The sequence below is a fragment of the Xenorhabdus sp. TS4 genome (assembly GCF_014467265.1).
Classification (GTDB): domain Bacteria; phylum Pseudomonadota; class Gammaproteobacteria; order Enterobacterales; family Enterobacteriaceae; genus Xenorhabdus; species Xenorhabdus ehlersii.
Genome location: NZ_NKHQ01000077.1, coordinates 1 through 13,940, shown reverse-complemented (window position 1 = coordinate 13,940; position 13,940 = coordinate 1). Strand labels below are relative to the sequence as shown.

Genomic DNA, 13,940 nt, shown 5'->3' with positions numbered 1-13,940 from the left:
TATTAAGAGCTTGAAACTGAGATAAGTCAATAATCAAATACATGATCATAAGTTAGTTACCACTTAACTCATACATTCCGAATAAAATTCTTTATCCTTGCGCTAAAAACGGCTGGCTGTTCTATAGGGAACATATGCGTCATCCCTGTGATAATTTCCGATTGACAATTGGGAATGTTTCTTGCTGCTGACACACTAACAAGTTGAAACAATGGACGAGAGTATTCACCATAAGCAACATGCACTGGCAATTTTATCGTCCCCAAAACGTTTACGCTTATATCTGGTTTCTCATTCTGATTCAATTGCTTAATTACCGTATCTGCTTGGGCTAATTGAGCCATACGCACAGCTTCAGGTTGTGATGCAAAATAACCTTTTTGATTTCCTGAACCATCAATCAGAATTTCCACCATTTCAGTCAGTTTTCTTTTTCCTATTAATGCAAATAAAGGGCCAAACATAGCTTGAGCATCTACCATAAATAGTGCTAATTCATCCTTGGTTAAATAAGAGGGATATCCAAGCTCATAAAGAAAAAGACTACGAAACAATTCAGGAGCTTTTAATACTGCTAATAATGCTACATCAGCGCCATAAGACCATGCGACCAGATGTAGCGGAGAACAGCCTATTTTACGGATAACTTCAATAACATCATTAGCATGAGTTTCAATACCAAAGTTACCCACTTTTGCAGAACCTCCAAAGTGGCGCAAGCTCAAAGCTATTGGTGACACTGTATCTTCCAATTCGATCATATGTTGATGCCACATATAACTATCAGCCAACGCACCATGCAGAAACAATAAGGGTGTTTTAGTATTCTCATGATTATGGAGATACACAAATTGAGCATCATTAACAGTGATTTTCTTTTCTTGATATCTGATCATTGCTTTTCCGTTATAGCGTATTGTCTATTTTTTATATAAAAATACCCTGAATTTTCTAAATTGCTGCTTTGTTATTAGATTATAATTTTTAGCCTATCCTGCTAGTTTTCTCGCTTGTTTTTCGAGCCAAGAAACCACTGCATAATTATTGAACAAGTAAAAATGCCCTCCTGTGAAAATTTGTTGTTCTATTGGCGCCGGTAACACTCGCCACCATTCCGCCAAACGAGAAACAGGAACTCTATTATCCCGATCTCCTCCTATCACATAGGTTGGGATATTCAACTTTACTTTCGGTAATAAAGACAAAGAATCCAACAAAATGAGATCGTTTTTCATTGTTTTGATTACATAATTACGTAATTCTGGGTTAGCAAGAATATCTGTAGGTGTTCCTTCACATTGCTCAAGAATATTCAAAACATAAGAGTCAGAATATTCCTCACATGGCTTATTTTTAAACCTTTCGGGATCAGTAAAACCACGGGCTGAGATAATAAGTGCTAGTTGCTTTTCTGGTAATTCACTCTCCAGCCTACGAGCAACCTGATAAGCCAGTTCTGCACCCAAACTGTGCCCAAACAGTAATAAAGGTTTATCCTCTCCTAACCTTAAACGCTTTATTGCGGCAAGGATATCAGACAAAATAGTTTCAACATCCACCTGAAAAGGCTCTGAAACACGCATTCCCCTGCCTGCAAGCTCCAAACAATAAACCTCGATAAATTCCGATAACTTGTGAGCCAACTCAATGTAGGAAAAACAAGAGCCTCCGGCGTGATGAAAAAATAACAGTTGTGCTCCGGCCTCTGGCCTTTTAATCGCAGAAAATAAAACTGAATCAGACAAGATGAAGTTCCTTTAGCAGATAAGAGATATCCCATGAATTCTTCAAGCTATTGCTTTGTTGTTTACAACTGTAACTTGAAATCGATTGAATATAAATAACTTTGAAAAACACTCATTAGGGAAAGAATAATAACTATTTATTTCCTTTTCTATAACAGAAAAAATTGATTAGCTTATAATTATTAATTAACTCACAATGTTAGATTTGATGCGGTTGCGTGCAAAGCAAAAGAAAATCAGTAAATGCCTAAGACATAGATAACGTGATGATTACAATGAAAAGTATAGAGCCTATCAGATCAGGCTCTATACTTAAGTTTATATCTTTAATTTATCGCGCACAGCCATTAATGCAAACCCGAGTAAGTTGAGGCCATCCCACATCAAAGGGTTATTAATGTTAAGGGTGTCTTCTGATAATCCGATCCCCCAAATGCGGTCAACGGGACTAGCCTCAACTAATATTTTATCCCCAGTATTCAATAAAAACTCTGCCAAGGACTTGTTTTGAGAAAACTTCGCTAAGTTTCCTTCAACCACTATATTTAACCGATGTTCATCCCAAACCGACTGGTTAAACCCACGTATTTCACGCCCATATGCTTTTGCCGCACCTGGATTTTTAGCATTGATAATTTTTTTCAGCACTTCGTGATCATTAAACAAACGGGCTTTACCTGCCATCATATAATGTTCCGCACTGACATATTTTATATTATCAACAATAAATGGAGCTGGATACCACTGACTTAAACAAGACTTAGTTATGTGGTTGGAATGATTGGTTTTATGCCCCCAGAAAAAAAGATATATTCGTATTATTCTGAAATTATTTAATATTCAATTTACGGCCAATGGCAAATACAGAAACCAATCCCACCAAATCTATAGTGATTAAAGTACCCGCAAATAATATTTCTCCTCTAAAAGCAAAAACTGTCGCAATGATTAAAATAAATATGGTAATGAAAAAGCCCATCCATTGCCCTCGTCTATCCCTGTTTATCACCCCATCCAACGCCTTATTCTGCTTTTCATGTTGAAAAACCTGCTCTTTTTCTCTGAGAGTAAATACTCTTTCAGCGTAACCTGGTAAAATTGTTTCATAACTCTTCAATACTTCAGGGGATGGAAATGAATCAAGACAATGAGATATCTCTTTATTTTCGAGTAAATATCCATCCGATGAATCAGCATCTAAAGCATTGCGGTAATCATTTACGGGCATAATGTCAAGAATGCTCCCTATCGCTCTGAAGTAATGACCAATGTTAAAGTTCACGATTTCTCCCCCAGCAATATACACAAAAAACGCTTTAATAAAATCAGTGAGATAATTAAGTTCAACCTATAATAGAGATGAATTAATCGTACTTCTGATATCTTCGTTATTCACAATACACCTTGCTTTTGGCTAGGGAACGGGCGGCACTCTTCAGCTTTGTAGGTTCCATCTTCTTGACGAATCAAAAATATTTTCCGGCCTGAACGCAATGCCTTACTGATCGCTGTTTGATGAACACCTACTAAACGTGCTGCTTTAACTTGACCATTCAACTTTACATACTCTGATAATGGGATTTTTTCCATACGATTTCTCCTTCCCTCAAAATAATATCTAAAGTACTAAATATTTCAATACTTTTAGTATTTATCATTTTAATAGCGTTGGTATTAAAATGATCCCATGAAAAAGAAACTTACAGCAGAACAAATTGCAGATGCAGCACGCTTAAAAGAGCTATTTGAGTCTAAGAAAAAACAGCTCGGCATCTCTCAGGAAACGCTTGCAGAAGAAATTGGCAAGACACAAAGTGCAATTTCACACTATCTCAACGGGATAAACGCCCTTAACTTGGAGATCGCGGCCTATTTTGCCCAAAAACTGGAAGTCAAAATTGCAGATTTCAGTCCATCGCTAGATAAACAAGCAAGAAAACTTGTCTCTGTTCTTTATGGTGATAATGCTGCATTTGCCAGTCATATGCTCCTACATAAGCAATATCCATTACTCGACTGGGTAAATGCAGGTAATTGGTGCGAAGATCCCGCACCAAAGTACCAAACAAACCGCACAGCAAAGGTATATGAAACCTGTGTTGAATGTTCACAACGTGCTTTTTGGCTGGAAGTAAAAGGTGATTCAATGGTATCGCCGAATGGGCTAAGCATCCCGCAAGGCATGATTATTTTAGTTGATCCAGAAGTTAAGCCGACTCCCAACAATTTAATCGTAGCAAAACTCGATGGAGAAAAAGAACTGACTTTCAAACAACTGATTACAGAAGGATATGATACGTTTTTAAAGCCATTAAATCCCCAATACAATATGATTCCCCTTAGCAATCAAGTACATATTATTGGAGTAGTTGTGGAAGCGAGGATTGGGAAATTACCTTAAAAATAGTAAGTTGTCTGAGAATGATTAACTAGACTTACTCGTTATCAAATGACATTAGCAGTTATGAAAACAGCATTATCAGCAATGATCGGGGTACTATCTATTTTTTGTTATAAAATCAATCTAATATATTGATTTAACAAGCTATAGAGTGTTATTCGACCCCGATCGAGTGGTAAAACCGGAGTTTACTACTAGTTGTAAAAACAAGCACCAACATTTTTGCTAGATTTCATTACTGATTCCGTGTGTCAGGTACAAATTGTCAGTATCAATGTCCCTATCAAATATGACATATCTTGGCAAAACTTCGCCTTTAATCCACATTCTTATGCTGCAATTCGCTTGAGTCACTTCAACATCATAATGATCAATTTTATAACGTAAATCAGGATAATGCTCATCAAGCGCTAATAAAACTCTCTCTTCCAAGTTCATACTCATAAATCTACCTCCCATTTTTTTAAAAGATAGCTTTAAGTAATTTACTGTTTTATTTAGACTATAGAAAGATTATCATACATAGGAGGAAATTATGATTGAAAATCACTTAAATATACTCATTAAAGCAGCTTTTATTGAGAATATGGCCCTAAGTTTCTTCCTTGGAATGTGTACTTTTTTAGCTGTTTCTAAAGAGGTTAAAACTGCATTCAAACTGGGTATAACAGTCACAGTATTGCTTATATTATCCAATCAAATCAATAACTTAATTTATAATTACATACTCAAAGAGAATACGATCATTGAAGGAATAAATTTATCATTTCTTAGTTTTATAACCTTTATTGGTGTTTTATCTGCTCTTGTCCAAATTTTGGAGATGTTTCTAGATAAGTTTATTCCCTCCCTTTATCACTCACTAGGAATTTTCTTGCCATTGCTCACTATCCACTGTGCGATTTTTGGCGCCACTATATTTATGGTTGAGCGAAACTATAATTTTGCTGAATCTATTACTTATGGCGCAGGTTGTGGCATTGGCTGGATGCTAGCGATTATTGCCCTGGCCGGACTACGAGAAAAAATGAAATATTCAAATATACCCAAAGGATTAAAGGGATTAGGAATTACTTTTATCACTGTCGGCCTTATGTCACTTGGATTTATGTCATTCTCTGGGATATCGATTTAATAAAATCAATAAATTAACTGAGAAAAGCAAAAAAGCCCCGCAAACGCGAGGCTTAAATAGTAAATACAATACAGCCCTTTCGTGAACTGTAATAATAAAATTAGATTCATCGTACTTTACCGGACAACACAGCACAAATCCTCAAAATGAAATAATCCGTATAGCAGTATTCGTAAACCATTCACTTAATAACTTTGATCTGTTTGTTTTTGCTCCCCATTGCTAATAAAGCAGGACAGACAAAGTACTACTGTTGCCAGAAGCAGGCAGTAAGCGATAATCGGCCAGGTAGTAGCATTGGATAAAATTGTAATGGTGAGTGTTCCACCTATTCCCAACAATAACCCTCCCAGACAGGAATAGAATGCTGTTGCAGTTCCGGCCATATGATCAAAACCTTGTAGTGCGCCATTAGGTGCTACTGAAATCGCCATAGAGATCCCGACAGCGACAAGCCACATTGGGACGATGAAGCCAATTACCGACTCAGGTATGAGCGTTTCGCCAACAGATAGCAACAACGCTCCTGTCATCAGGCAAAACATTCCCACCCGCAACGTATTTAGGGTTCCCCATCGGGTAATCAAACTACCCACACTTTGCGCAGTCATCATCATTGCGATAGCCACAGTTGCAAATAGCAAACTGAAAGTAATTTGTGATAATCCTTGTCGGCTCATCATTACCCAAGGGGCAGTTGAAAAGAAGACGAAGAAGCTCCCCAAGCCTGCACTGTAACAGAGTGTGTACATCCAGAAATTCAGACGTTTTACAGGAAGAAGTAATTGTGACCACGGTAAGTCTACCGTCCATTGCCGCCGAGTTTCTGGACAGAATTTCCAGACCACAATAACCGTAACTGCCATCGCACATCCTAATAAACCAAAGATTGCGCGCCACCCCAACCAAATGTCAATCAGTGTTCCGAGCAAAGGAGCTACTGCTGGAACCATGGCAAGCATAGAGCCGAGCAAGCCATAGATCACGTTGATTTCTTTACGGCCCGAATAGATATCGCGTACAGCCGCGAACATGGCTACGAGACATGCTGAAGCCCCACAGGCTTGAATAATGCGAAGACCCAAAAAAACTTCGGGGGATGAAGTAATGGCAAGGCCGAATGAAGCAACCGTATAAGCAATTCCACCGCTAAGCAAAACAGGACGGCGGCCAAACCGATCTGATAGAGGGCCAAATAGAAGCTGGCCGACTCCTAACAGGATCATATATGCAGTCAGCGTTAGCTGGATCGTTCCTATTCCGGCACTAAGTGCATCAGCGATGAAAGGTATTACGGGCAGATACATATCCATAGCCAGTGATGCCAGTAAATTGAATGGTGATAACAGTAATACTGTGGCGGTAAGAGAATATTGCCAGAAAAAATCTTTTGATTGCACGAATCCATCTCCTAAAGTTAAGGATTTGGCGGCGTGCTCATAGAATTAAGTGCTTCTTGAGAACACCGCAACAACCGAAAAAAACTGTGGTTGCTGCGGCTTATTTATCTGTTTTGTGCTTATTAAGGGTACTCATATATAGGTTATCCTGTAGTGAATTCGTATCGTAAGATCTCATGCTGAGATGCAAAGAGCCTTAAATTATGGGTGGTACTTTATAGACGGGTGGTGCTTTATAGATAATAGTTCATCTTCAGATGGATAACTAGATGGTGTCGTCATGAGAAATTTCGTGCAATAATAATGCCCCATCATTCCATCATAAGAGTTGATTAACCATAAGTACACCTGCACACCGCCGCCACGATTAAAGCGCTCGTTAATATTTTTAATTGTGCATTCTACGCAGAGTGGCTACAAAAAGATGATGAATTCAAAGCATTGGTCAATAAAGGAACAGATTTAGGTATCCCACTCATTAAAGAAATAAAATCCCATCAACTTCCTAATGGAAACATACCTGAAGAATTTGGATCAAAGATTCCGATGGTATTGCTAACCACTCTTTTTTCATCTTCTCCAGAATTTTCGCTAGGAATGATGTACACAACACTTAATCAAGTAAATAAAGCTACTATTTTTCGAGATGAAGCGGGAAATTTACGAGCAGATAGCGAATCGCGTAAACTTTTGCTTCAGAGCTATAACGAGTCTAATTGCAATAGGCTTGCTTACCCGGACAAATAATCGCCACAAGTCAACCATAGAAATATTTCAGCAGTTGGAGATAAAAGTGCGTCAGTACCCAGGATGTATTACATATAATCTGACTACCACAGCGAACAAGGACGATATTGATGTTTCTGCAATGGATTAAGCGGGCGCTTATCTGGATGATAAAGGATATTTTTAATGATATCAGATGGATGACGTCAACAATGTTTGGGTTATTCGCTCTCATTGGCTTGTTTGTTGCACACGAATTCAAATTAACTCTGTTCTTTTTTGTTCTGGCAGTAATCCCCTGCTTCCCTGAAATTTGGCGGTTCCTGAAAGCCAGGATAAACAATAAAAATAGGTGACTTTTAAAGACCAATAGTGTTTATCTATCAAGTTAGTATCATGAAGTTTTTTCTCTTACTAATTACAGAATGTATCTATGATATATAGTGCGGAGTTTCGCGGTGTTGATCGTCATTTCGATGAGTCTATCCCGCGTATAGATATTAATCAGTTTGCAGGTGATTACTCACTGAGCGAGAGAGTTTCTATTTGCAAAGATGACTAGTTATTCCTGATTCTCAATGTTTATACTGAAATTGATAAAGATGGTTTTTTATGTGAATAATGCTTTAAGCAAATTCTAATTGGTGAACAAAAAATAGCTATATTACATGGTAGGCATGTTCATCTACACTTGCATTTCATAGTCGCTTATTCAGAAGTGGCAATGTTTTCTCCGATTTCAAATCGGGAAAATCAGCTTTCTCTTTTAGCGGGTTCATTGGGCGAAAATTTGGCTGATGGACAGGCCAAAGTAAGCATATCGATAACAGATCGGTACTTTAAATATGCTGAGCTATTTTTAACCATATCTCTTAAAGAGGGTAGCCCCTGTGTTCGTTTCCATTGCCTCCGTTTCAAGCGGAACGATGATATAGCACTAAACCTGCATCATGCAGAAGATAAGTAATATCAAGGTATTAAAGGTGGTTTTACGTGAAAAAAGCCGCATTAAGCAGCTTTGAATAGATTGGCTGATTTAGTTCAGTCTGACTATCTCACACTACCGAAGCATTTATAACTACAGTATTCAGTTGTTCGGAATAACCAAATATGTGAAACTCATGTCAAATAACCATCAGTAAATATTATAAGGATTTAATATGTCACAATTTAAAAAATTACCACTCGGAGATAAGACACCTCGAGCATTCATCTTTGGTGGGATATTTTTACTCGCGCTATCAATTTTAAAGTGGATGACATCTGAAATTGAAGTGGACTGGCTATATAACTCATTTGAAAGTTTACTAGCCATTTATTTTGTCACTCTTGGGTTCAGATTACGTAAAAAGTACCGAAGTAATAACGAGTAAGTTTGAACTAAACGGAATTACCGGATATTTGAGCTTGTAGAGATGGTTTGCCGGTTGGAATTAAAATCCATCGAAATCATCGCACGATTCGAATTCATCTTTCATGGGGTGTTCTCTTTCCTACTAAGAATCATATTAACCACCTGATTTATATAGCATGAAGGGACGTTCTCTAATCCCAAACAGTATGTTGACCGAAACATATCAAATCACACCTAATATATTGATTTAACTATGATATAGGTGTTGAGCGGCCCGTTCTAACCACTTGATTTTGTTCCGTTATGGGAGCTTCTTTATTGATGATTTAATAATCTAAGCAGGCTCTCTGAAGTATTAATTTTCATCAGTCTTCTGACAAACTCTATTAATTCTCTACCTGTCATTTTATGTCATCCTGCCAACAAAACATGCTACCTATCAAATATTAGTCAAGCCGTATTTTCCCGTATTGATGAACCCTTTTGTTGATGTTCACCGGCGGAGAAGTCTCCCACCGCCTTCATGTTATTTAGCAATGTGTATTGTTGATTAGATGAGGGAATAATTATGCAAGATAAGAAGCCTGATGTACCTGTCTCAGAAGATGGCAATCTCGTGATTGTTACAACACCGGAATATGTCAAAGAAGCGATAAATGAGCACGCCCAAAGCCGTAACCATCCAAATGCAACATTACAGGATAAAGGTTTTGTTGTCCTGAGTAATGATACTGGCAGTGATAGCGAAACGATGGCTGCAACACCCAAAGCAGTGAAAGCAGCATATGACCTAGCCAATACTGCAAACAATAATGCCGGTGACCGTGTTCCAATTGGGCGTAAAGTTAATGGTCATGCCCTATCTGCTGATATCACTCTGAACGCAGAGGATGTCGGAACTTACACTAAAGCAGAAACTGACTCTCATATCAGTGAAGTGAACACATTAGCAACCACCGCAAATCAGAATGCTATCAATGCCAATACCAATGCCGAAAGTAGGCTAGCTAAAAATCAGAATGGGGCTGATATTCCTAATAAACAAGAATTTATTAGTAACATAGGCGCAGTATCCGAAAATGGTGGAGTTTATCCAGGCTCTTTCCAATTTCAACAAATAGAAACAACACCGAAAGAAGCGAACCCTGTAAAGATCGTATCTGCGCCTCATCAAGAAGCTAATAAGCTTGTAGCCTTCACTAATTATGGTTGGTACTGCAATGATATTCAGACAGGTATTGTACGAGGTGGTAGCTCTGATACTTTAGGATATGCAGTAGACATTAACACTCGACGTGCATTCACAGTAGATCCGTGGGGGATAGGCGTAAATCCAAACATACCAAGGGGAGGTATAAATATGTTCCGACCCAATGGAACATTTTGGAGGATAGAAGGGCTCCCTAATGATGAAAAGACTTTGCTTTACTTTCTAGACAGAAATGCAGCAGGAAATAAAAACGAATCTGTTCAAGCCCTACCAAAAGGATTTGGTACCATTATGTCAACCTCTCAGCATTATATTGATGCTAGCGGATTTGTGAAAAACATTACCCCGGTAATCAATCTATTTTCTGATGGTTCGCTGAAAAAAAATGGTGGCTCTGAAGGTGCAACTGCTGAACGAGTCTCCAAGGGTATTTACCATATTAAAGGTGTTTCCGGTTTTAATACCAGAGATATATGGAGCAATATAGAGATACCACTTTGCCTGAACAAATTACCACTAGTTTGGGTAAATCACGAAACCCTACCCGATGGCTCTATCAAATTAATGACCTACCACCGCGAACATTCAGACGCTCCCATTTTCGCCAGAAATATACGGGAAGGTTACTCAGACGGTGATTTAATCGATATTCCCGATGGCAGATTTATTTCTGTCCGGGTGCAAATGCCGGACACTAAATAACTACAATTTTAATTCTTCTTCCGCTTTCAAAATATAATTCGAGGTAATGCTATGTATGATTGGACTGGAACTGTTTCTGGAAAACTTCAACAAGGTCAACCCACGGGACTTGTACTCAAAAAAGGTGACGTGATCTCTATTACTGCTTCGGGATGGGTTCGGTACACTCTTGATAATACAAACCCTTGGTCTGCCCCTCAAGGCGTACCTCCTCGCCCTCCCGGAGGGGCTTTAGTCGCAAAGATTGGCGACAACACCTATGAGATTGGCAATGGAGTTCTCCACAGGACAGTTCCCACAGATGGTGAGTTAACCCTTATATTTTTAGATAGCGCTTATGAAGATAATTCTGGTGGCTTTGATGTCAACGTTAAAATAGAGTCACGTTATTATCCTCTTCAGGAAATCAAATAAATAATCTTAAAGATAACCCGCAATTTTTTGCGGGTTAATCATTCCCTTACTCCACCAATTCAGTATGATCAAGATCAGTGGCAACCTCCACCACCTTCTGCTTCACATTCCACACTGAATTTTTCGGCATCTGGACACGGACGTCTAGGACGTCTAACATCAAGCCTCACCAAACGGCGGTATTTCATGATATTGCCGCTTCCTGCTGTCGTTAATTTATAGTGAATCTTATTGTTTCTTATTTTGCATCATTAATTTTATTTGCTGCATATATTGCAACAATATGACTGTATAAATTATCAGCGATTGAGGTGTAAGTATGAAAATCGATAACAAAGCCATCTTACTGACTCGTCAGCAGATGGATGCCCTACGCCAGATACAGCGGGACGAGTACAGCCGTTCAGAACTGGGTATTAAACCCACGCTTCACGAAGTGGCTCGCAAGCTAGTAGACAAGGCTTTATTGCAAACAGGAAAATAACAAATGGCAAATTAAACGATGTCCGAGATACTGGGATTAGGTCGCTTCAAACGCAAAGCAGCTCACAAACAGAACAAAGACCAACAATACAACTTTAGTCAATTGTCAGCACGGGTTATCGCCACCTCAGTCAATACACCACACGCAAGATGGAAGCTATCTGTTCAGGCTGGGAACTATTAGACGATGAAGACAAGAATCTGGAAGCCTTCAACTACAATCTGAGGACCAATGATGCTAACGGATATGCTACAAGTTATGCCCTATGGTAAAGATTGCTTGTTGTATCTGATGGATGGGCTTCCCGCAGAAACCAAGTTTAACGATTTAAGCCAGTCATACAGCATAAAAGCGAATGTGCTGGTAAAACCCAACCCAGAGATTAAGCTATTCTCATCGGCGGAATTTAGGTAACTCATTGATTTAACCAAATTCCCGCACGGTGCAGGAATTCCGGTTCTGAGCGGGAATTGTGGAATATCAATCGGTTAAAAAGGCTTTCAAATCCCATTTAGCGTAACCCATTAATTTTACTAATTTCCGGCACAGAGACAGAGTTATTAATAATCAATAGGTTACGGTTAACATTAATGCATCTATTTGATTTTAACCATGAAGAAAAAACCAGATCATCTCAAGATGGGCTATCCCACCTTGGGTATTTCGATTTCCGAAACACCTTTTACTTTAGTACATGCGTGATCTTCCCGTATATAACTTAATGGCTACCGACGAATCTGACGGTAGAGCAAAGTCCGAATTCGGGCTTAGGTGATAACCCATTGAGATTCAATCAAACGCCAGATTTGGCATTTGCTTATATTTTGAGTGCTTCAAAATCGGAGAGCGCAAAATACCATCAACAGTGTTCGAGGCAAGCACTACCCCGATTATTTCGGGTCAGTTTGGCCCCTCGATAAAATCAGCCTGGTGATTTTATGGCTAAAATAGCATCTAACCAATTGATATTTAATCAGATCCCGAACTTGGGATCTGATTAAATTTTGAGCATCGATAATATCGGTATGCAAAACCCAATATCCGATAATCGGACTTTGAGCGTAACTGATAGTTACTTGCAAAATTTGCGCGGCAGTAATACTGACTCACAAAACTTGCACAACTCAATAAGAGGTGTGCCCAAAAGAGTGAGCTAGAAACAAAGGGTTAAGTCGTTTTTTCCAGCACATAAAGTAACCGTTGGGATTTCCCCAACGGTTGGAATAAAGACGAATTTACGGAAGAGATGTCTCGGGTAGTCAAAGTGACGGCCTCGGAGAAATCAATGAGTTAAGCAACTAGGGTGGAAATCACCACGGTTGCCACAGGTCATTGCTTCCGTGAGCGGTGGTACAGATATGGCGCAGTTATTTTTCGTATCCGCACCACCTTAATTGATTGATATAAAAGTAAAATACTCCAAGTGGTACAGTTATTTCGCGTTTTTTTCGTTAGAGCGTGATTTTCGAATAAATTGGCTAAATCTCTATTGTGGAAATCACAACGCAGGAGGGCTTGAGTAAGCCGTCCATAAAAAGCCCTATAAAACAACATGGTCAAAATCGTGACCATCTTTAAAGTGGGTATCACCATTTCGATGATACCTTTTGCTGAATGTAACTGACTCCATACGTATTACGTTCGCAGTGATTTAACTTATTGATTATTATCATGGTTGAAAAACCAGTTCATCTATAGACGGTGGAAAATGGCACGAAGAAAGCAAAAGAACGCATCATCGATAGTCGCCACAGTCACAGGGAAGATAACCGTTGCCCCCAAGCGCATCAAATGCCAGACAGATAAAGTGATGGTAGTTGCTACTATGCAGGTACAGAGCGAGAAGCGCAGTGATTATCCGCTGCGTGTCGTTGGCTTTGATGAGATGGCGCTATCGGTGATGCTATTGCGGAAAGGTCAGGTGATCACTGTTATGGGGAAATCTTCTTACTGGCAGGGCTATCAGTTGGCTGTCAGTTCTATCGCTCAATAGGTTCCGACGCAAAACGTCGCAACCTCCATAGCTTAGAACGTTAAACGTACTAACCTACTTAATCTCGACGAAATTCGTCGTCAGTCATTAGCTCAGGACGTTTAGTGTGCTGACTCTGCTTTATTGATAATGGAATATCAGGTTATCACTGGATATATTTGAAATTAATGAATAGCGCGGCTTGGATAACGGCTATTGCTATACGTTAGGCTATACCACCTCATTAATAGATAAATAAAATCACTATATAACAACGCGATGCTCGACTTTAACATCTTATAACGTTGGCTTGTTGAAGCCAGTCGCGTTGACTTTTACCTTGTTTAAAATTGGCAAAAATACCCAACGTGTGAGAAAGAAGTTTTCTAGCAATTCG

Annotated in this window: 17 protein-coding genes; 10 read left to right on the top strand and 7 right to left on the bottom strand. The window is 39.0% G+C overall.

From position 1 onward, the window contains the following. Positions 1-68 precede the first annotated feature (68 nt). From Xets_RS15370 to Xets_RS15350, 5 genes are all read right to left on the bottom strand, one after another. On the bottom strand, positions 69-896 hold the full coding sequence (locus Xets_RS15370) for an alpha/beta fold hydrolase (protein WP_099131272.1): 828 nt from the start codon (positions 894-896) through the stop codon (positions 69-71). 93 nt (positions 897-989) lie between these two features. Next, positions 990-1,745, bottom strand: coding sequence for a thioesterase II family protein (locus tag Xets_RS15365; protein ID WP_099131273.1), 756 nt, complete (start codon positions 1,743-1,745; stop codon positions 990-992). A gap of 318 nt (positions 1,746-2,063) precedes the next feature. After that, on the bottom strand, positions 2,064-2,558 hold the full coding sequence (locus tag Xets_RS15360) for an NADAR family protein (RefSeq protein WP_274539997.1): 495 nt from the start codon (positions 2,556-2,558) through the stop codon (positions 2,064-2,066). Positions 2,559-2,574: 16 nt separating this feature from the next. After that, positions 2,575-3,027: a DUF2335 domain-containing protein gene (locus Xets_RS15355; protein WP_099131467.1), complete on the bottom strand. Its 453-nt coding sequence runs from the start codon at positions 3,025-3,027 to the stop codon at positions 2,575-2,577. Between the two features lie 110 nt (positions 3,028-3,137). After that, positions 3,138-3,335: a Cro/CI family transcriptional regulator gene (locus Xets_RS15350; protein WP_047771141.1), complete on the bottom strand. Its 198-nt coding sequence runs from the start codon at positions 3,333-3,335 to the stop codon at positions 3,138-3,140. 97 nt (positions 3,336-3,432) lie between these two features. Here Xets_RS15350 and Xets_RS15345 point away from each other — a divergent pair, with 97 nt between their 5' ends. Next, on the top strand, positions 3,433-4,146 hold the full coding sequence (locus tag Xets_RS15345; protein ID WP_099131275.1) for a LexA family transcriptional regulator: 714 nt from the start codon (positions 3,433-3,435) through the stop codon (positions 4,144-4,146). A gap of 225 nt (positions 4,147-4,371) precedes the next feature. On the opposite strand, the gene Xets_RS15340 is transcribed toward Xets_RS15345, so the two are convergent. Continuing rightward, a complete protein-coding gene (locus Xets_RS15340; RefSeq protein WP_074019599.1) occupies positions 4,372-4,590 on the bottom strand; it encodes a hypothetical protein in 219 nt (72 codons plus the stop codon). A 91-nt stretch (positions 4,591-4,681) separates the two neighbouring features. Between Xets_RS15340 and nqrE the strand changes: the two genes are divergently transcribed. After that, positions 4,682-5,281, top strand: coding sequence for an NADH:ubiquinone reductase (Na(+)-transporting) subunit E (nqrE, locus tag Xets_RS15335; RefSeq protein WP_099131276.1), 600 nt, complete (start codon positions 4,682-4,684; stop codon positions 5,279-5,281). Positions 5,282-5,466: 185 nt separating this feature from the next. Here nqrE and cml read toward each other — a convergent pair whose 3' ends face one another. Continuing rightward, positions 5,467-6,681: a CmlA/FloR family chloramphenicol efflux MFS transporter gene (cml, locus tag Xets_RS15330; protein ID WP_187652065.1), complete on the bottom strand. Its 1,215-nt coding sequence runs from the start codon at positions 6,679-6,681 to the stop codon at positions 5,467-5,469. A 441-nt stretch (positions 6,682-7,122) separates the two neighbouring features. Between cml and Xets_RS15325 the strand changes: the two genes are divergently transcribed. The 8 genes from Xets_RS15325 (at position 7,123) to Xets_RS15290 (ending at position 13,564) form a co-directional block, all read left to right on the top strand. Then, positions 7,123-7,428, top strand: coding sequence for a hypothetical protein (locus Xets_RS15325; protein WP_099131278.1), 306 nt, complete (start codon positions 7,123-7,125; stop codon positions 7,426-7,428). Positions 7,429-8,131: 703 nt separating this feature from the next. After that, the gene (locus Xets_RS15320) at positions 8,132-8,374 is read left to right on the top strand and encodes a hypothetical protein (RefSeq protein WP_120211340.1); all 243 of its coding nucleotides are present in this window, start codon (positions 8,132-8,134) and stop codon (positions 8,372-8,374) included. A 955-nt stretch (positions 8,375-9,329) separates the two neighbouring features. Beyond that, positions 9,330-10,673 carry a tail fiber protein gene (locus tag Xets_RS15315; protein ID WP_187652064.1) on the top strand — a complete coding sequence of 448 codons (1,344 nt, stop codon included), beginning with the start codon at positions 9,330-9,332 and terminating at the stop codon, positions 10,671-10,673. A 51-nt stretch (positions 10,674-10,724) separates the two neighbouring features. Further along, positions 10,725-11,087: a LecA/PA-IL family lectin gene (locus Xets_RS15310; protein WP_099131283.1), complete on the top strand. Its 363-nt coding sequence runs from the start codon at positions 10,725-10,727 to the stop codon at positions 11,085-11,087. A gap of 319 nt (positions 11,088-11,406) precedes the next feature. Continuing rightward, on the top strand, positions 11,407-11,571 hold the full coding sequence (locus tag Xets_RS15305) for a hypothetical protein (protein ID WP_167450568.1): 165 nt from the start codon (positions 11,407-11,409) through the stop codon (positions 11,569-11,571). Positions 11,572-11,589: 18 nt separating this feature from the next. After that, positions 11,590-11,754: a hypothetical protein gene (locus tag Xets_RS15300; RefSeq protein ID WP_167450569.1), complete on the top strand. Its 165-nt coding sequence runs from the start codon at positions 11,590-11,592 to the stop codon at positions 11,752-11,754. A gap of 51 nt (positions 11,755-11,805) precedes the next feature. Continuing rightward, complete coding sequence (locus Xets_RS15295; protein WP_143707512.1) at positions 11,806-11,985, top strand: hypothetical protein; 180 nt, start codon at positions 11,806-11,808, stop codon at positions 11,983-11,985. A 1,294-nt stretch (positions 11,986-13,279) separates the two neighbouring features. Continuing rightward, positions 13,280-13,564 carry a hypothetical protein gene (locus tag Xets_RS15290; RefSeq protein WP_099131285.1) on the top strand — a complete coding sequence of 95 codons (285 nt, stop codon included), beginning with the start codon at positions 13,280-13,282 and terminating at the stop codon, positions 13,562-13,564. Positions 13,565-13,940 lie beyond the last annotated feature (376 nt).

Coding starts and splice junctions, on each gene's coding strand:
- Xets_RS15370 (WP_099131272.1), bottom strand. CDS start 896: ATGATCAGATATCAAGAAAAGAAAATCACTGTTAATGATGCTCAATTT.
- Xets_RS15350 (WP_047771141.1), bottom strand. CDS start 3,335: ATGGAAAAAATCCCATTATCAGAGTATGTAAAGTTGAATGGTCAAGTT.
- Xets_RS15345 (WP_099131275.1), top strand. CDS start 3,433: ATGAAAAAGAAACTTACAGCAGAACAAATTGCAGATGCAGCACGCTTA.
- Xets_RS15340 (WP_074019599.1), bottom strand. CDS start 4,590: ATGAGTATGAACTTGGAAGAGAGAGTTTTATTAGCGCTTGATGAGCAT.
- nqrE (WP_099131276.1), top strand. CDS start 4,682: ATGATTGAAAATCACTTAAATATACTCATTAAAGCAGCTTTTATTGAG.
- Xets_RS15320 (WP_120211340.1), top strand. CDS start 8,132: ATGTTTTCTCCGATTTCAAATCGGGAAAATCAGCTTTCTCTTTTAGCG.
- Xets_RS15315 (WP_187652064.1), top strand. CDS start 9,330: ATGCAAGATAAGAAGCCTGATGTACCTGTCTCAGAAGATGGCAATCTC.
- Xets_RS15310 (WP_099131283.1), top strand. CDS start 10,725: ATGTATGATTGGACTGGAACTGTTTCTGGAAAACTTCAACAAGGTCAA.
- Xets_RS15305 (WP_167450568.1), top strand. CDS start 11,407: ATGAAAATCGATAACAAAGCCATCTTACTGACTCGTCAGCAGATGGAT.
- Xets_RS15300 (WP_167450569.1), top strand. CDS start 11,590: ATGTCCGAGATACTGGGATTAGGTCGCTTCAAACGCAAAGCAGCTCAC.
- Xets_RS15295 (WP_143707512.1), top strand. CDS start 11,806: ATGCTAACGGATATGCTACAAGTTATGCCCTATGGTAAAGATTGCTTG.
- Xets_RS15290 (WP_099131285.1), top strand. CDS start 13,280: ATGGCACGAAGAAAGCAAAAGAACGCATCATCGATAGTCGCCACAGTC.